Raw genomic sequence first — 16,879 nt, 5'->3', positions numbered from 1 at the left:
CGGTAAATAGTACTATTGAGCTGGAAAACTACCCTAATCTGCGGGCCGATTTCTTTTTGCAGCGGCGCGAACTGGGCATCATCAACGTAGCCGGCGATGGCGAGGTTACCGCAGATGGGCGAACGTACCCTGTGAACAAGCTGGATTGCCTGTATGTAGGCAGAGGTATAAAAAACGTGAGCTTTAAAAGTAAAGATGGCAGCGCACCGGCTGTATTTTACCTGCTATCGTGCCCGGCGCATAAAGAGTACCCTACTACATTGATGACCAATGCCGAGGCTGTGAAAGTAAATGCCGGATCGGGCGAAACGGCTAACGAACGGGTGATCAACAAATATATTCATGCAGAGGGTATTCAAAGCTGCCAGCTGGTAGTGGGTTTAACCATACTGGCACCCGGCAGTGTTTGGAACACCATGCCGCCACATGTGCATGACCGCCGTATGGAGGCTTACTTTTACTTTGACCTGGCCGACGGGCAAAAAATCTTCCATTACATGGGCGAGGCAGGTAGTACCAGGCATATCGCCCTTGACAATTATGAGGCGGTAGTATCGCCGCCGTGGAGCATTCACTCCGGTGGTGGCACAGCAAACTACAGCTTTATATGGGGCATGGCGGGCGAAAACCTCGACTACTCTGACATGGATGCGATTGCAATTAAAGACATTAAATAATACCAAAACAGCATAAAGTGGAAAACCAGTTCTCGCTAACAGGCAAAGTGATCGTAGTAACCGGCGGTACCGGTATTTTAGGTAACTCTTTCATTAACGGCATTGTGGCCGCAGGTGGTGCGGTAGGTATTTTGGGACGTAACAGACAGGTAGCCGAAGAACGCGCCGAAGCCATAAACAAAAACGGGGGCAAAGCTATCGCCTTGATTGCGGATGCAATGGATGTTGAACAGCTTACCGCCGCCCGCGAAAAGATCATGGCTGAGTTTGGCCGCGTCGACGGCCTGGTGAACGGTGCAGGCGGCAATGGCCCGCAAGGCGTTCTACTGCCCGATCAGGATATATTTAAGATGAATCTGGAAGGCATGAAACAGATCATGGACCTTAATATCTGGGGTACCCTGATACCTACACATGTATTTGGTGAAGCTATTGCCAAAACAGGGAAGGGTAGTATTGTTAATATTTCGTCCATGAACTCAAAAAGGGCTATTACGCGTGTACTCGGCTATAATATGGGTAAAGCCGCTGTTGACTGCTACAATCAGTGGTTTGCAGTAGAACTGGCTAACCGATATGGAGACGCAATCCGCATGAATGCTTTGGCACCAGGATTTTTCCTGACCGAACAGAACCGCAACCTGCTTACCAACCCTGATGGCGGCTACACCCAACGCGGTGAGGCTGTTATTAAACAAACCCCGTTTAAACGGTTTGGTAACCCGGATGAATTAATAGGTGCACTTGTTTGGTTATTAAGCGATGCATCGGCGTTTGTAACCGGATCTATGATCTGCGTGGATGGTGGGTTTTCGATATTCGGGGGCGTTTAATTTATCTGAATAAAAAGCGCATTCGCCGGCTTCAATGGTATAGCAAAACGGTAGCATCCCGCCTCCGGGCTACTCTTGTACAGGTATGCCATGATATCCGCCAATTTTTTGTATGTTTATTCTGTTAAAGATAGCTTAACAGTAATTTAAAGATAAGTGAGCGTATATGAATTTTAATGCTATTACCATCAGCGATATTGCCAGGGCGCTAAATCTATCAGCTTCTACTGTATCGAAAGCGCTTAGTGATAGTTACGAAATTAGCGAAAAGACAAAAAAGATAGTTGTTGAATATGCGCGGGCAAATAACTACCGGCCAAATCCAATTGCCCAAAGCTTAAAAAAAGGCAAAAGCAAATCTATCGGCATTGTAGTGCCTACTATAGATAACCAGTTTTTTTCGCAGGTGATCAATGGGATCGAATCTGTAGCTTATGACCAGGGGTACAACGTTATCATCACTCAAACCCATGAGTCGTACGATGTTGAACTGCTTAACGTAAACGCGTTAACCTATCGCTCAATAGACGGTTTGCTGCTATCCTTATCTACCGAAACATTTAATGTAGATCATCTGCAAAAGCTGCAGAACCAGGGCTTGCCCATTGTTTTCTTTGATCGGGTTAGTGATACCATTAATACCCACAAAGTAATAGCCGATAATTTTAAGGGTGGCTACGAGGCCACTTTGCACCTTATCGATTCGGGCTTTAAACATATTGCCCATATCACCAGTCCGGCACATACTTCCATCACGCGTGAGCGATTGGCCGGATATAAAAAGGCGCTTACTGATAAAGGCTTTAAGGTAGACGAGCGGTATATCAAATATTGCAGCCACGGCGGTAAGAGCATGGCCGAAACAGAAAACGCGCTCGACGAATTGCTTGCACTGCCCACCCGGCCGGATGCTATCTTTACCGCATCGGACAGGATCACTACAACCGTGTTAGGCCTGTTGCATAAGCGAAATATCAACGTACCTAATGAAGTAGGGCTCGTAGGATTTAATAACACCAACCTGGCCGAGCTGCTGAACCCCGCCCTCACCGCCGTGCACCAGCCCGCGTTTGACATGGGCAAAAAAGCAACCGAAATGCTGCTGAGCCTTATTAAAAGCCGATATCCGGTTACCGAGTTTGAAACGGTGGTAATGCCAACGGAATTGTTCGTAAGGAAATCGTCGGTAAGGGACTAACAATTGATGACTTTTGGTCATTCCGAAGAACCTATCTTGTACATACCGTCGTCAAATACTTTATATTCTTTAACGTCACTGTTGTTGCGGCCTTTTCCCCGAAAACGATTTCGTAGATAGGCATCTCAAAACCCGATTAAACTGGATATTTTTGAGTGTGCAATGCCCGTAACGGCAACCAATTATAACCGGCACAACTTAACGTTAAACTACATGCCACGTAAATATTTTATGTATATCCTGCCGATGTTGCTTTTCGGCATTAATGTATCTGCGCAAACCGTAACGCTCGACTATTATTTTAACCACGAGGTGCACAAGGTTAACGGCAAACCAGAACGTTTTCATTACCTGTGGAATGAGCGGGCCAACCCGGGGTTTTATATCTGGGGTGAGATATTTAGGCAGCATGGGGCAAAGCTTGATACCCTGGATCAGGCGCCCACAATGCAAAACCTGGCCAAGTCGGATATCTATATCATAGTGGATCCGGATAGCAAAAAGGAAAATCAAAATCCTAACTATATTACAAAAGAGCACGTTAAGCAAATTGCTGCCTGGGTAAAAAAGGGCGGCGTGCTGGTGCTGATGGCCAACGATAGTGCTAATGTAGAATTGCCGCATTTTAACGATCTGGCGCAGCAGTTTGGGTTTCACTTTAATAACGATATGCAAAACCATGTTACAGATGATAACCATTTTGAGGATGGCGCTATTGTTCCGGTTAATAATCCGGTTTTTAAAACCGCAAAGAAGCTTTTTTTGAAGGATGTTTGCGGGATAAGCTCTACTGGTAAATCGGTTATACCGGTATTAACGGCCGGGAGCGGAGTACCCATTGCCGTTTACACAAAGTATGGAAAAGGTACAGTGTTTGCCGTTGGCGACCCCTGGTTGTATAACGAGTACGTGAACGGCCGCCTTCCTGCTGGTTTTGATAACGATAAGGCCGCTAATGATTTAACAGCATGGTTGCTGCAGCAAACCCGTAAAAAACTTTAATGATGCGGAAGAAACATTATTGGCTGTTAGCCCTGCTATTGTTGCCGGTTATTAAATTAAGTGCACAAACCAAACCATCTGCCCAGTTTCTGTTGCTGGATGCCAAGGAACTGGCCCTTTACAGGCGGCAGTACCAGGCCGGCGATACATGTATCATCAAACAGGTAAAAGCGCTTACCAGGCTTGCCGATACTTTGTTAAAAGCTCCCGAACCCACCGTTACCTTTAAAAAAGATAAATTGCCGCCCAGCGGGGATAAGCATGATTACATGAGCCTGGCACCGTACTGGTGGCCCGATTCTACAAAGGCCGACGGTAAGCCCTACATCCGCCGGGACGGGCGTACCAACCCCGAGAAATTCCTGCTGCATGATCGTGATCAGATAGGCCGTATTGAAGATGAGGTGCGCAAACTGGCCGCGACATATTATTTTACGGGGAATGAGCTTTACGCGCAAAAGGCAGTAAAAATGCTTCGGGTATTCTTCCTGGATGCGGCAACTAAAATGAACCCGAATTTAAATTATGCCCAATATGTTACCGGCGTTAACGACGGCAGAGGCATAGGCATTATCGAAACTTACGGGCTTATCAACATACCCGATGCGATGGCTTTTTTACAGGGCAGTAAAGCGTGTACACCGGATGTAAACGCAGGAGTCAAAAACTGGTTCCGGGAATATCTTAACTGGCTGCAAACCAGCAATAACGGAATTGCAGAAAGCAAAGAGAAGAATAACCACGGCACTATTTACGATTTGCAGGTAATTGATTTTTCACTTTACGTGGGTAATGCGGCGCTAGCCAAAAAAGTGCTGCAGGAGCGCACCATTCCACGCATTGATGTGCAGTTTACAGCCGATGGTAAACAGCCGCTGGAACTTGCCCGTACCAAATCATGGAGCTACAGCAACTTTAACTTGCTGGCCTGGTGCCGGCTTACGGTGTTGGCAAACAAACAAGGCATCGATCTGTGGAATTACCAGACCAAATCAAAAAAAGGGATAAAAAATTGCGTATTATTTCTTAAACCTTATGCAAATGGCCAACAAAAATGGCCTTTTGAACAAATAGAGAAGCCTGGTTTCGGCGAGTTTGAAACCATGTTGAGCCTTGCCCGGATAGCATATAAATTCGATGGGGAACCGGCCGGGATCTGTCCCCGCATATTGCCCTGATTCTTTTACTATTTTTGCCCATATTTTCGCTTATGAATACCCAACCTGCTGTTTATAGTATGATCCAATCCATGCGCTGGTATGGCCCCAATGATCCGGTTAGCCTTGCAGATATCAGGCAGGCGGGGTGTACCGGGGTAGTATCTGCCTTGCACCACATCGCTAACGGAGAAGTTTGGGAAATTGCCGAGATCAAAAAACGGCAGGATGCGGTTGCTGCAGCCGGTATGATATGGAACGTGGTAGAAAGCCTGCCCGTAAACGAATCGATAAAAACGCAAACAGGCGATTTTAAGCAACACCTGGAAAATTACAAGATCAGCCTGCGCAACCTGGCGCACTGCGGTATTAAAATAGTGACTTACAATTTTATGCCCGTGCTGGACTGGACCCGCACCGATCTTTCCTATCAAATGCCGGACGGCTCCAAAGCCCTGTTATTTGAAATGGCGGCCTTTGTAGCATTCGACCTGTATATTTTGAAACGTAAAGGCGCCGGGGCAGATTACTCTGCACAGCAAATTGCCGATGCAAAGGAACGTTTTGCCGCTATGAATGATGCTGATAAGCTGTTGCTTCAGCGTAATATTATTGCGGGGCTCCCGGGAAGCGAGGAAAGCTTTACAATAGAACAGTTTCAGCAGGCGCTGGATACCTATGAGGGTATTGATGCTGCAAAGCTTCGGGCCAATCTCATCGCGTTTTTAAGGGAGGTAATACCTGTTGCAGATGAGCTGGGTGTTAATATGGCGATCCACCCGGACGACCCGCCTTACGATATTTTAGGCTTGCCGCGCGTAGTAAGTACAGCTGCCGATGTACAGGAACTGGCAGACGCGGTACCATCAGTAAACAATGGGTTATGCTTTTGCACCGGCTCGTTTGGTGTAAGGCCGGATAATAACCTGCCGGAAATGGTGGCTCAATTTGCCGAGCGCATCAACTTTATCCACTTACGCAGTACGCGCCGCAACGCAGCCGGCGATTTTTATGAAGACAATCACCTGGAGGGTGATGTGGATATGTACGGCGTGGTAAAGCAGCTTGTGCTGGCTATGCAGGGGCGTGGCGTAAACATCTCCATGCGGCCCGATCATGGGCACCAGATGCTGGACGATCTGCATAAGAAAACCAACCCCGGCTATTCGGCTATTGGCCGCCTGCGCGGACTTGCCGAATTACGCGGACTAGAATTAGGGATCAGCAGGTCTATCCTCAAATAGTTGACTGTACGCTATTCTGATCTACATCACTTTTATCGCGTTAAAGTTTAAGAAAAGCAGTGGCTAAGCCAGGCGATTGCACAGCGGCAACGCTGCTGCCATTATTGGTTTTAATGCTGATAACAGCCCGGCCATTATAAGCCTGAACCTTGCGCGAACCATCGGGCGTACCCAGGTCATCCTGCAATTCACCATCGCCTGATAACGAGAAGTTGATCCAGTTTGCGGCATTCAGGCACTGCACGCCATTGGCGTCGCGCAGCACGGCCTGTATGGTTGTTATGCCGTCTTTACTGCTCATCTGTGTTAATTCCAGTTTAGCAGGTTTGCCCCACTTTTGGGTTTGATATTGCTGGCTTATCTGGTCCGTAACGGTGGCCCTCCCTTTGCGGGCGATCACCTTTAGGTCGTTTTTACCGTTGTTGAATTTTACCATCCATCTTAAGCCAGCTGCCGGAAAATCCTGACTGTTCCGTTTTTTTATCCCCTGGCTTTTACCGTTCAGGAACAGTTCAGCTTCGTCGGCATTAGAGAATAGTTTAACCATTTTCTCTTCGACATCGTTGCCCCTGCGTACCGGCCAGGTATTGCGATAAATATGCGCCATCAAGTTTTTGCTCCAGTAAGATTGAAAAACGTAATACGATTCCTTCTTAGTAAAATCCCTTGCCACTACACCCTTTTGGTTCATGTAAGGTATAGGGTTATCCGGGCGGATAGGTGTAGAGAAATCTTTGAACACCCAAAACGCCGAGCCGGTAAAGTTAGGGATGGTTTCCTGCTCTTTCAGATACCAATCAAACAGGGTGATGATATAGCTTTCACTCCAGTCGCCATCTTTTGATGCCCTTGCATTGCCACCCACCAGCGATGCATCACCCAGGCGTTCATCAACCCCAACACCGGTTTTGATATTTTCCAGCACTTTGTCCGGGCTTTCGGCATGTCGTCCGGCGTGGCTGTCGCCGCCCCATTCAGCGTGGAACATGTGGTTCACCTTTTGTATTTCGTCTTCAACAGATTTTTTGTATTCCGTATATACACCCCTGTACCAGCCGGGCCATATAGAGGGCGAATAAACATCTACAATATCTTTGCAAAAATCGCAGCGGCGGATGGTGGTTTTGCGTGATGGGTCAAGTTTGTGCGCCAGGTTGTTTTGTTCAGTCATAAAGGCGCGGATCTTCGCCTTGTCAAATTCCGCGAAATCGCCCTCCCAGTCGTTCTCATTACCAAGCCCCCATAAAATGATGGATGGGTGATTGTAATGCTGCTGTATCATATTGGTGAGCATTGCGCGCGCCTGGTTTTTATAACCGTCGCCACCCAGGCCGCCACGGCACCAGGGCTCTTCTTCCCAAACAATAATGCCCAGGCTATCGCACAGGTTTAGGATGATGCGCGATTGTTGGTAATGCCCCAGGCGAATAAAATTCACGCCCATATCCTTAATCAATTGCATTTCTGTCCGCATCATGGTATCGGTCATGGCGGCGGCAACACCGGCATGGTCTTCATGGCGATGCGTCCCCTGCAAAAACAGGCGTTTACCGTTCAGGTAAAACGGCCCCTTATCAGCAAATAAAAAACTGCGAAAGCCCACCTTTTCGGTTTGCCTATAGGTTTGCCCGTTGCTGCTGCAGGTAACCTCAATTGTATACAAATACGGGTCGGCAGGGCTCCACACATGCGGTTTGCTGAATTTTAGTTTGCCAATTGGGTAAGTACCATCGTTGTCAACGTCATTTAATTTGTAAGTGCTTTTCAATATCACCTTTCCCTTAGCGTCTTTTAATTTCAACTCACCCGTTACGCCTTTCAATTTAGCTGGGTTATAAAAACTCAATTTGGGGTCAATGTAAGCGGTTTTAAGGTCGGTGCTTACACTTGTATTTGCGTAAAGCTTATCGATACTTAATGCAGGCTGATACACCAGGTTAACGTACCGGTACAAACCGCCGTAAACATTAAAATCTGATAGTTGCGATGGGATGGTTTCCAGGTCGCGCGAATTATCGCAACGGATCTCTACAGGGATCTTTCCTTTAAATTGCTTTTTAAATGCCGCCGTCTTTTTGAAATCTTCAACCGCCTGGGTAATGTCTGCAGTCCATTCATCGTATCCACCTAAATGGCTGGCAACTTTGGTGGTGTAAATGTAAACGTCAGTTTTTTGGCCGGCGCCTTCAAAATGCAGCACGGTGCGGCCATTTGGGTAAGGGTTTACAATATCTAAAGTGGTTTTGTACCATCCCGGCCCCTGGTAATAGTTAACATCCGGGTCTACCGCATCGCGCGAGTTAAAACAATGGGGCAGTGTCACCTTAGTCCATAGGGGCAGGCTTTCCGGATTGCCGGGTGTAACCGGTCTTACTGCTTCCCAAATGCCGCCCAGGTCCTGCCGTACAAAATCCCAGCTGTTGTTAAGACGGATATTTTGCTGCGCTATTCCGTTTTGATTAAGGGCAAGTAAGATCAGGAACAGGAAAAATAAAACTCTTTTCATTTTTTAAGCAGATGTTGCATGGCCCTTAAAAAAAATTACCAGCCCTGCCTGCGCAAGATCTGGTAATTTAACTTAAACCAATTTTTAATCAACTATGTAATATACCAATATGCGGATTGATGATGCAGGGTTTATAATTGGACCAGCTGCTGTAGCCGGTTACTGCATTAACCAAAAGTACCTTTATTGGATGTTGAGCGTTAGCGTTTTACACTATTTAGTTACGAAATCGTTTTCGGATACATAGTCCATGCCCTTAAACCTCATTTAAATATTTATGCACAAAGCTTATGGCCATTGAGCCTTCGCCAACTGCGGATGCTACGCGGTTCATGGCACCTGCACGCACATCGCCGGCGGCGAATATGCCCGGGCAACTGGTTTCCAGCAGGTAGGGGTCGCGGTCGGCTTTCCAAACCTTTTCAAAATCGCTGCACAGGTTAAGGTCGCGGCCGGTTTCAATAAAGCCCTTGCCGTTAGTAATAATATCCTTACATAACCAATCGGTATAAGGTTTGGCACCTATAAAAATGTAAAGCGCATCCGCTTCAACAGTGGTCACTTCTTTGGTTTGCAGGTTTTGTATAGACAGTTGTTGCAGGTTTTCATCTCCCATAGCCTCGGTTATTTCACTGTAAGGCATCAGGGTAATGTTATCTACGCCGCCAATTTGATCAATCAGGTAAGACGACATGGTTTCTGCCAGGCTTTCTTTCCGGATAAGAATGTATACATGTTTTGCAAATTTAGAAAGGTACATTGCGCCCTGCCCGGCAGAGTTGCCACCGCCAACCACATAAACATATTTATCCTTGCAGGATGCAGCCTCTGTCATGGCGGCTCCATAGTAAATACCGGCGCCGGTAAATTTTTCGATGCCTTTGGTGGTAAGCTGCCGGTAGTCGACTCCGGTTGTGATCACGATAGATTTAGCGATCACCTCGGTACCATCATCCATGGTAAGGGTTTTATAATTGTCTTTCAGCTTGATCTCCTTTACCGCTTGCGGCGATAAAAAATCCGTACCGAAACGCTTGGATTGCGTTATAGCCCTGCGGGTAAGGTCGGCGCCGCTAAGGCCTGCCGGGAAACCAAGGTAATTTTCTATCCGGGAGCTGGTGCCGGCCTGGCCGCCCGGTGCGCGTTTTTCTATCAGCAGGGTTTTTAACCCTTCGGATGAGCCGTAAACCGAAGCTGCAAGACCCGCCGGGCCGGCGCCAATGATCACTACATCATAAAGCTCATTTTTGGCAGACTGGGTTAACCCGATCTTTTCGGCAATATCTTTTACTGCCGGCGTTTTTAAAAGCGTGCCGTCTGCAAAGATTATGGCAGGCAAGTCTTTAGCATCCAGCTTATTCAATGCGATGGCTTTATGCGCCTCGTCGGTATTGGCATCCAACCATAAATAAGGTACCAGGTATCCCGACAAAAACTCTTTTATATCGTGCGATTTAGGCGAATACTGGTAACCTATTACCTTAATGCCCCTAAAATCTGGCCGGTAATGGCCTTGCCAGTCTTCCAGTAAGTCAGTCAGGATAGGGTATAGTTTTTCTTCGGGCGGGTCCCAGGGTTTGGTAAGATAGTAATCCAGCTTTACCTCGTTAATAGCCTTGATGGCGGCGTCGGTATCGGCATAGGCCGTTAACAATACACGCTTGGCATTGGGGAAAAAGCTGGTGGTGCGGCACAAAAAGTCAACACCCTCCATTTCGGGCATGCGCTGGTCGCTTAAAAACAGCGCTACAACTTCGCCCTTGTTCTTCAGGTCGAGCAGGCTATCCAGGGCTTCTTTTGCAGATGCCGTGCTTAGTATGCGATACTCTTCGCGGTAATGGTCTTTCAGGTCGCGGCTGATGGCGCGCAGCACCTGTTGGTCATCGTCAATAACAAATATGATAGGTAGGCTCATGATCTTGTGATTTTTTTAGTTGTCTATTATCGGGAAACACACGGTAAACTCCGTGTTGCCCGGCACAGATTTTACGGTTACGGTGCCGCTGTGCTGGCGGATGATGCGGGTTACCACATCCAGCCCCAGGCCGGTACCCTTGCCCATATCCTTAGTGGTAAAAAACGGGTCGAAAATTTGCGATTGAATTTCCTGCGGGATGCCGGGGCCGTTATCTTTAATATATACGCACACAAACTGGCGGTCCTGCTTTGTAGTTATTTCCAGCGTGCGCTGGCCGTCGGTTGTTTCCAGCGCATCGATAGCATTGTCTACCAGGTTGGTCCATACCTGGTTAAGCTCTCCGGCCAAAGCTTTAACCTGAGGCAGGCTGGTGTCAAAATTCTCTACCACACTGATATTGCCCTTTTTAAGTTTGTAATTAAGCATGGTAAGCGTGTTGCGAATGCCGGCATGGATATCCAGCAGCTGCTTGCCGGTATCTTTATCCATGTGGGTGAAGTTTTTTACCGACTGCACCAGTTCAGATATGCGGCCCGAAGATTCTTTGATATCCGATACCATTTTTTCTTCGAGCAGGTAATTGTTCATCCAGTTTAAAACCACGTTAAGTTGCGGCATGGGCGTACAGGTGTTCATGTGCTCCAGGTCGTCTGGCGTAAAGCCGAACTCGGTAAAGTTTTCGGCAATGTCGAAGTTTTTGATGCCGTGCCCGGCCAGCCAGTCGTTCAGGGCGTCTTCCTCGTCGGCACGCTGCATCATGGTAAGCGCGGGCCGGTCGGTTTGGTGGGTTTTGCTGATCAGGATCTGATTGATGGTATCTATCTTTTCGGGCGCAATGTTCAGCCCGGCTACTTCTTTAAAAATGTTCGGCAGGAGTTTGATCTGATTTTGAAGTGATGATGCCCCGCGGCTGATTGCCGATGCCGGGTTGTTTAATTCATGCGCCAGCCCTGCAGATAGTTTACCCAGGGCAAACATCTTTTCGTTTTGCTGCTGCTGGGAGGTAAAATCGCGCACGCGGCTGGTCATAGTATGTACCAGGGCCTCCGTTAATTCATAATGAAGTTTTATGGCTTCCAGCACTTTGGGTTTGTAGATGCGGAACGCCCTTATATTTTCAATTACCTCGCCGTAGCCAAAAGTGTTTACCGCCCTGCTGAATGGCAGGTAACCGGTTATTGCCTGGGGTTTTACTACAAATATCTCGCGGAGCTTGCCGTTCTGCTCGGCGCAGATGCGCATGCGGCCCTCCATTACAACATACGTACGATCTAAGGGATCTCCTTTTTCAAAAACGCGGGTACCTTCGCTAAACTCAACGGTTTCGCCGTTATCAATAAACCATTGCAGCTGATCATCGGGGACGGTTTCGAGCGCAGGGATGGCCTTCAGCTCGTTTAGCGTTACGTTTTTCATGGTCCATAAAATTATGGAAAAAGATTAATAACACCTAAGATGAGACGACGGAAACCGTAAGGCCTACAGCGATAATAACTTTCTCCGCGAGAGGATACTATCTATCCGGTTACCAACGGCCGCAATTACCTTTTCATCCAAAAAATCTTCGTTTCGCTGCATCCATTCGCTGCCGAGTTTAAAGAGCATGGCCGCTTTGCCGTCGGCAAATTTAACCTTCCAAACCTGCCAGCTCTTGAAGTAAGCACTGGTAATTTCTATCAATTGCGCAGTGCCGTCGGGTAATTTGATCTTATGTTTCATAAACAGATGTGGTACAACTAATGGCAATATTACGTTTACCACCGCACTTTTATTGTACCGCGAATTGTCACAATACTTATCAGGCTATTATACTGAAAGATAAAATACATTGTGAATTAGGCGACTTTGAAAAGAGCGGTTGTAGCGTTTCGTCAGTAGCTATTTTATTGGCTGAAAATCAGTTATTTGAAGCATTTAAATATCATATAACGACTATTTTAAACCATAACAAATATTTAACTTTAAAACCTGTGTGTTTAAAGGAAATATGACGTACCTTACCTGTAAGCCCGATATTCAGACGTAAAAAGATGGAATTAATTAGAGAAAAGAGTCCCGATATTAATTTAGGGCCGGATCAGCTCCGTCATTTTTTCATAGATCACCTTAACAGAATTTACTGTGCCAAAGAGCATCTGGTTAACCGTTTACCTGAAATTTCAGAAGATGCTGACTTTGCCGACCTGAAGCATGCAATTGATGAAACGCTGGCTGACGTTAACAATCAAATCGTACGGATGGATGCCATTTACAGATTAATGGATGCCGAAAAATCTTTCAATAATTGTGGCTGATTAATTGACTTTGTTGACGAGACATTTGACTGCATTGCCCAACAACCAACCGAATTAAAGGATCTGAGTATTCTGCTTTATATGATTAGCATCGAAAGCCTGGAATTGACATCATTCAAGATACTGCAAGTAATTGCAGGGAAATTTCCGGATAAACAAATCAAGCAGCTCTTAAAAGAAAATTTTGACGAGGCCACCGGCGACCGCGCGTTATTGCTACTGATATTTGCCAGGTATATTCAATAACAGCTTATCCTTTCTCTTTTTTCCACGCTGTTTTCATTGCTTTGTATTGGTCATTAGCTTCCGCATCTTTATAGAGTTTGTAAAATACTTGTGCAGCACGGGCTTTTTCTTCCTGGCCGGTGCCGCGTTGCAGTTGCGCATAGTTATTATCCGCGTCGTACTTTTTGCCGCCTTTGTAATTGGCGTAACGGCGGGCTCGGGTAAAGCCCATCTGCAAAAATTTACGGGCCATATCGGCACCCACAAAGTCTTCGTCTTGCAGGTAATTTAAAAACATTGCGTAGATGTGCTGGCTGCTTTCCTGAGCAATAGCCTCTGTTTTGAAGCGCCAATGCCGGCCTATTTCGGTTTTGTAAGGCTCACAAATTAAAACCCCCTGCTCGCCTTTGCCAATACGGTAGGCTTCGGGGTGCTTGCGATAGTCGGTACCCGGCCGCCACGGGTATGCAGCTTTATCAAAATTGAGGTATGATGGTTTATCGGCCATTTACTATAAACTGTACTGCAGGTGGTAATGTATGCCGCCCAGTAAAGTTTTTTCGCCCTGCACTTTAAAGCCTATGCTTTCGTAAAGTTGTTTTGCTTTATTGTTCTCTTTATCTACCAGTAACCCTACCGCAGGCATGTCGGACTTTTTAGCTTTATCAATCAACGCATTCAGTAATTTTTTTGCGATACCTTTTCCCTGCTGCCCGGGATCGACGGCGAGGCAATCTATATACAATTCACCCGCTTGCGTTTCATCTTCGGGCTGGCCGGTAAAGCCCAGATTGGTGCGGGTATATTGCAGGAATGGTTGGCGCAGGTTATCCAGCAGAGCACCATCGTACGCCATGACCATGCCGCAAACGCCGCCATCGTCCCAAACTAAAATATTTTTGTAGCTGTACTGGTTGCCATCCAACGCTATAAAACGTTCAAATAATTCCAGCTGGACTGCCTTATCTTCACTGTTGGCAAATTTACCGGCAAGGTTGCCCAATGCCAATAAAATTAAAGGGGCAACTTGTTTTGCATCGCTTGTAACGGCCGGTCGGATCATAAGGCTAAGGGTTTTTTTCGGTTGATTTGATACAAGCAAAAGCACCTTTTTCAAAGTCCTTTTTAAATTGTTTATAATTTGCCTTTACCTTACCGCAATATTTGTCGGCATATGCTATTAATGGTTTTTGCCAATCGGGATTTAGCCCAAAGGCGATCAATTCATCTTTATTGGCCGATCCCTGCATACCGGCGCTGCGCAATTGTGATGATGCGGTAAGCATGGCCATCTCGTCTATTACCTCGTACAGGTCACGGTAATCATCGCGGATCATCTTAAAGTTGATACTATCCTTAACGGGCTGCAATTCCTGCATTACGTAACTATCTCCCCTAAAAACGGTAGTGCTTAGCAACAATGGCGTAATGTATTGCATCCGATTTTGCACCGTTGTAATACGGGCTGCCTCGTTTTCCCAAACCGGCTGGCTGTTATCTATAAACGGAAGGAGTGCTGCCGGTTTAGATTGTTTCATATCAATAAGCAGGTACTTATTGCGGGTAATAGTGCTTTTTAGTAAGAATAAGTAACGCTTTACCCCAACGCTGCCGGTGCCGGCCAGCCGGAAAACAACGCCTTTAGGTTTGTAATTATAAGGGCTATCGCTGCTGTGCTCTATCCAGGTGGTGATATGCGCCATCAGTTCGGCGCGTAATTTCTTCTCAATTTTATAATGGCGCTCATCGCGCATAGTGAGTACCAGCTTTTTTCCTTTTTCTTCGGTGCGCTTTTCCAGCAGATCGCGGTATTTACTGCGTTCGGCCGCCCGTAAAAACTTCATCACAATACCTTTTGCCGTGCGGGGCTCAATGCTGTAAGCCTTTCCCCTGGCCAAAGTTGCCGAGTAAGTTTTAACAAATAAACGGGCCATTTTGCCGGCGCGCTCCGGCTCGATATCCAGCGTGTCAAAAGCGACGAAAATACTGGTTACTAACCGTACTACCTCGTAAGCAGCCGGGCCAAGCAAAGCTTCGTCAAAATCATTCAGGTCAAAATACACCAGTTTATTATTACCGCGATAACTGCCAAAATTCTCCAAATGCAGATCGCCGCAAATCCAGGCCGCAGGAGATAGGGGCAGGTTGCCGTAAAGGGCAAGGTCGTGGTAAAAAAGTGCGCAGGTGCCGCGGTAAAACCGAAAAGCATTTTCGGTCATGGCCTCATATTTCAACTGCAGCATATCGGGCAGCAAGCCGCTGTCGAATTTTAGTATTTGTTCGCTAAGTTTAGACATTGTGGGGGCTAAGGTCAATTCGTTATAAGTCGGGCAATTTATCCAGTTTAAAATATCCCAAATGGATATGATCTTCGGGAAGCCCCGGCGACGCTGTTATTCTAATATGGTATTGCGCCTTTTGGTACGGACTCAATATATCTTCTATCCGGTAAATGTCGTCTACATCGATACCATACTTTTCGTCGATGTGCGAATTGGCACCCTTTACGGATGCAATGGTTTGTGATTTGAAAAACTCCGTTTTTTTGGAATTTTGCACGGCGCCAACTCGGTCGTCCTGTACTGACAGTACAATATAGTGCTGCTCTTCCAGCTTGTTTTCCTGGTAGCCGCCCAGGTTTACAAAAAATAACTTTTTGCCGGACGGTTCTGCCTGTTCATCCTTTGATATCACATCTATTTGGTAACCGTCTACAGTGGTAACCCGCCTAAAGCCGTCTATATGGATACTTGCTCCTGCTTCGGGCCAAAATGCCTTTATCTGTGGCACCAGTTCTTTAAGGTTGTTTGCTATGCCAAAAAAATAGTCGTGTTGCTCAACATTGCGGTTTGGCGCTTTGGAACCTAACAGTAACATATATAAATAGGGGCGGGCAGCTAATAGTTGTTCGTCCATGAGATCAGGAAATTATTCGTTAACGATTGCGCTGCTAAACATACTTTTAATAATGTTAGCTGATGCAGCTTCGCAAAAATCAAGTCCCGAATAGTCGGGATTAAAGCCACCAATGTAAGGTACGGCCATCATATAAATGCGTTCGTTAAGGGCACCATAGGCATCTACCACCTGGAAATTATCATTAATGGCAATACCGGGAACTTGCAAACAATAATTGCCCTTACCGTCGGTTTGAGCTTTTTTGTTTCCCTTTTCCATTTCCGCTAACCCTGCAGCTGCGTCTTTAAATTGCAGCAGGGCAGAGCTCACCGTTTTTTTATCTATCAAACTTTGATAAGGCAGGCCATCAAATGCCAGGTGCGGCTGCCCTACCGAATCTACAAAAGTTTCAAAAAATAAAGATTGCTTTTGACCGGCTTCGTCTGTGTAATGATACGTGGCACCGCCGTTGGGGCCGGGTTCAACTTCACTGTCATTACCCACAGATATTAACTCCAGCACACCTGCGTGGTGCATGGCCAGCATTTCATCGCATGAACTTTGAGGGATATAAGCAATAACAACCGAAATAAGTGGCTGCAGTGTTTTTTGCAGCCGTTGCATATCCTCTGCCGAAAAATGTTTAGCCGGATAGTTCATTGCAAAGCTAAGTACGCCCAGCATTTCTTTCCAGTAAACAGATTTTCTTTGTTTGATCGATCGTTCGGCTTCTGCGTATTCGTCTTCCATCAATTTGAACGGGTCGGGCTTTTCGCGTTTTGCCATTACCTCGTCTACAAACTCTTCCATTCGCATATCTTCAATATGGGCATACAGCTCAGGATCCTTGTCTTTAAATAGTTCTTTAAAATCCTTTTGAAAAATAAAGTCGAGCGACAGGAAGCCGTCGTTTTCTTTTATGTGTTC

General features: G+C 46.5%; 16 protein-coding genes and 1 pseudogene. 8 read left to right on the top strand and 9 right to left on the bottom strand.

The genetic code is table 11. The features are described from left to right. The 6 genes from kduI to uxuA all read left to right on the top strand — a co-directional run. Positions 1–677: 5-dehydro-4-deoxy-D-glucuronate isomerase (gene kduI / locus ACE5CV_RS14920; protein ID WP_374950989.1), on the top strand; the 677-nt coding region annotated here is incomplete at its 5' end. A 17-nt stretch (positions 678–694) separates the two neighbouring features. Beyond that, the gene (locus ACE5CV_RS14915) at positions 695–1,510 is read left to right on the top strand and encodes an SDR family oxidoreductase (protein WP_374950988.1); all 816 of its coding nucleotides are present in this window, start codon (positions 695–697) and stop codon (positions 1,508–1,510) included. A 166-nt stretch (positions 1,511–1,676) separates the two neighbouring features. Beyond that, a complete protein-coding gene (locus tag ACE5CV_RS14910; RefSeq protein WP_374950987.1) occupies positions 1,677–2,708 on the top strand; it encodes a LacI family DNA-binding transcriptional regulator in 1,032 nt (343 codons plus the stop codon). Positions 2,709–2,921: 213 nt separating this feature from the next. Further along, positions 2,922–3,710 (top strand): DUF4350 domain-containing protein, encoded by a 789-nt coding sequence (locus ACE5CV_RS14905; protein ID WP_374950986.1) that lies wholly within the window; start codon positions 2,922–2,924, stop codon positions 3,708–3,710. Then, positions 3,710–4,888, top strand: coding sequence for an alginate lyase family protein (locus tag ACE5CV_RS14900; RefSeq protein ID WP_374950985.1), 1,179 nt, complete (start codon positions 3,710–3,712; stop codon positions 4,886–4,888). Before ACE5CV_RS14905 ends, ACE5CV_RS14900 begins: the two co-directional genes overlap by 1 nt. Positions 4,889–4,920: 32 nt before the next feature. After that, positions 4,921–6,111 (top strand): mannonate dehydratase, encoded by a 1,191-nt coding sequence (gene uxuA, locus ACE5CV_RS14895; RefSeq protein ID WP_374950984.1) that lies wholly within the window; start codon positions 4,921–4,923, stop codon positions 6,109–6,111. Positions 6,112–6,151: 40 nt separating this feature from the next. Here the strand turns inward: uxuA and ACE5CV_RS14890 are convergent, their stop codons facing one another. From ACE5CV_RS14890 to ACE5CV_RS14875, 4 genes are all read right to left on the bottom strand, one after another. After that, positions 6,152–8,617, bottom strand: coding sequence for a glycoside hydrolase family 2 TIM barrel-domain containing protein (locus ACE5CV_RS14890; RefSeq protein WP_374950983.1), 2,466 nt, complete (start codon positions 8,615–8,617; stop codon positions 6,152–6,154). Positions 8,618–8,873: 256 nt separating this feature from the next. Then, positions 8,874–10,532 (bottom strand): FAD-dependent oxidoreductase, encoded by a 1,659-nt coding sequence (locus tag ACE5CV_RS14885; protein ID WP_374950982.1) that lies wholly within the window; start codon positions 10,530–10,532, stop codon positions 8,874–8,876. Positions 10,533–10,547: 15 nt separating this feature from the next. Next, on the bottom strand, positions 10,548–11,951 hold the full coding sequence (locus ACE5CV_RS14880; protein WP_374950981.1) for an ATP-binding protein: 1,404 nt from the start codon (positions 11,949–11,951) through the stop codon (positions 10,548–10,550). Between the two features lie 63 nt (positions 11,952–12,014). After that, positions 12,015–12,254, bottom strand: coding sequence for a hypothetical protein (locus ACE5CV_RS14875; protein ID WP_374950980.1), 240 nt, complete (start codon positions 12,252–12,254; stop codon positions 12,015–12,017). Between the two features lie 311 nt (positions 12,255–12,565). Here ACE5CV_RS14875 and ACE5CV_RS14870 point away from each other — a divergent pair, with 311 nt between their 5' ends. Next, the gene (locus ACE5CV_RS14870) at positions 12,566–12,829 is read left to right on the top strand and encodes a DUF892 family protein (RefSeq protein ID WP_374950979.1); all 264 of its coding nucleotides are present in this window, start codon (positions 12,566–12,568) and stop codon (positions 12,827–12,829) included. Positions 12,830–12,910: 81 nt separating this feature from the next. Next, the gene (locus ACE5CV_RS14865) at positions 12,911–13,075 is read left to right on the top strand and encodes a hypothetical protein (RefSeq protein ID WP_374950978.1); all 165 of its coding nucleotides are present in this window, start codon (positions 12,911–12,913) and stop codon (positions 13,073–13,075) included. 4 nt (positions 13,076–13,079) lie between these two features. Here ACE5CV_RS14865 and ACE5CV_RS14860 read toward each other — a convergent pair whose 3' ends face one another. The 5 genes and pseudogenes from ACE5CV_RS14860 to ACE5CV_RS14840 form a co-directional block, all read right to left on the bottom strand. Continuing rightward, a complete protein-coding gene (locus tag ACE5CV_RS14860; protein WP_374950977.1) occupies positions 13,080–13,562 on the bottom strand; it encodes a DUF4385 domain-containing protein in 483 nt (160 codons plus the stop codon). Between the two features lie 3 nt (positions 13,563–13,565). Continuing rightward, positions 13,566–14,117, bottom strand: a complete 552-nt coding sequence (locus ACE5CV_RS14855; RefSeq protein WP_374950976.1) for a GNAT family N-acetyltransferase — start codon at positions 14,115–14,117, stop codon at positions 13,566–13,568. Positions 14,118–14,121: 4 nt separating this feature from the next. After that, positions 14,122–15,351 (bottom strand): DUF2252 domain-containing protein, encoded by a 1,230-nt coding sequence (locus ACE5CV_RS14850; RefSeq protein WP_374950975.1) that lies wholly within the window; start codon positions 15,349–15,351, stop codon positions 14,122–14,124. A gap of 22 nt (positions 15,352–15,373) precedes the next feature. After that, entirely contained in the window at positions 15,374–15,970 is a 597-nt protein-coding gene (locus ACE5CV_RS14845) for a DUF1543 domain-containing protein (protein WP_374950974.1), read from the bottom strand. Positions 15,971–15,982: 12 nt separating this feature from the next. Next, positions 15,983–16,879, bottom strand: a pseudogene (locus tag ACE5CV_RS14840) (hypothetical protein); the annotation flags it as partial.

The organism is Mucilaginibacter sp. (assembly GCF_964263795.1).
Classification (GTDB): Bacteria; Bacteroidota; Bacteroidia; order Sphingobacteriales; family Sphingobacteriaceae; genus Mucilaginibacter.
The sequence above is the reverse complement of the archived record's forward strand: the minus strand, read 5'-3'. Positions and strand labels throughout refer to the sequence as shown.

Coding starts and splice junctions, on each gene's coding strand:
- ACE5CV_RS14910 (WP_374950987.1), top strand. CDS start 1,677: ATGAATTTTAATGCTATTACCATCAGCGATATTGCCAGGGCGCTAAAT.
- ACE5CV_RS14905 (WP_374950986.1), top strand. CDS start 2,922: ATGCCACGTAAATATTTTATGTATATCCTGCCGATGTTGCTTTTCGGC.
- ACE5CV_RS14900 (WP_374950985.1), top strand. CDS start 3,710: ATGATGCGGAAGAAACATTATTGGCTGTTAGCCCTGCTATTGTTGCCG.
- uxuA (WP_374950984.1), top strand. CDS start 4,921: ATGAATACCCAACCTGCTGTTTATAGTATGATCCAATCCATGCGCTGG.
- ACE5CV_RS14890 (WP_374950983.1), bottom strand. CDS start 8,617: ATGAAAAGAGTTTTATTTTTCCTGTTCCTGATCTTACTTGCCCTTAAT.
- ACE5CV_RS14885 (WP_374950982.1), bottom strand. CDS start 10,532: ATGAGCCTACCTATCATATTTGTTATTGACGATGACCAACAGGTGCTG.
- ACE5CV_RS14880 (WP_374950981.1), bottom strand. CDS start 11,951: ATGAAAAACGTAACGCTAAACGAGCTGAAGGCCATCCCTGCGCTCGAA.
- ACE5CV_RS14875 (WP_374950980.1), bottom strand. CDS start 12,254: ATGAAACATAAGATCAAATTACCCGACGGCACTGCGCAATTGATAGAA.
- ACE5CV_RS14870 (WP_374950979.1), top strand. CDS start 12,566: ATGGAATTAATTAGAGAAAAGAGTCCCGATATTAATTTAGGGCCGGAT.
- ACE5CV_RS14865 (WP_374950978.1), top strand. CDS start 12,911: ATGATTAGCATCGAAAGCCTGGAATTGACATCATTCAAGATACTGCAA.
- ACE5CV_RS14860 (WP_374950977.1), bottom strand. CDS start 13,562: ATGGCCGATAAACCATCATACCTCAATTTTGATAAAGCTGCATACCCG.
- ACE5CV_RS14855 (WP_374950976.1), bottom strand. CDS start 14,117: ATGATCCGACCGGCCGTTACAAGCGATGCAAAACAAGTTGCCCCTTTA.
- ACE5CV_RS14850 (WP_374950975.1), bottom strand. CDS start 15,351: ATGTCTAAACTTAGCGAACAAATACTAAAATTCGACAGCGGCTTGCTG.
- ACE5CV_RS14845 (WP_374950974.1), bottom strand. CDS start 15,970: ATGGACGAACAACTATTAGCTGCCCGCCCCTATTTATATATGTTACTG.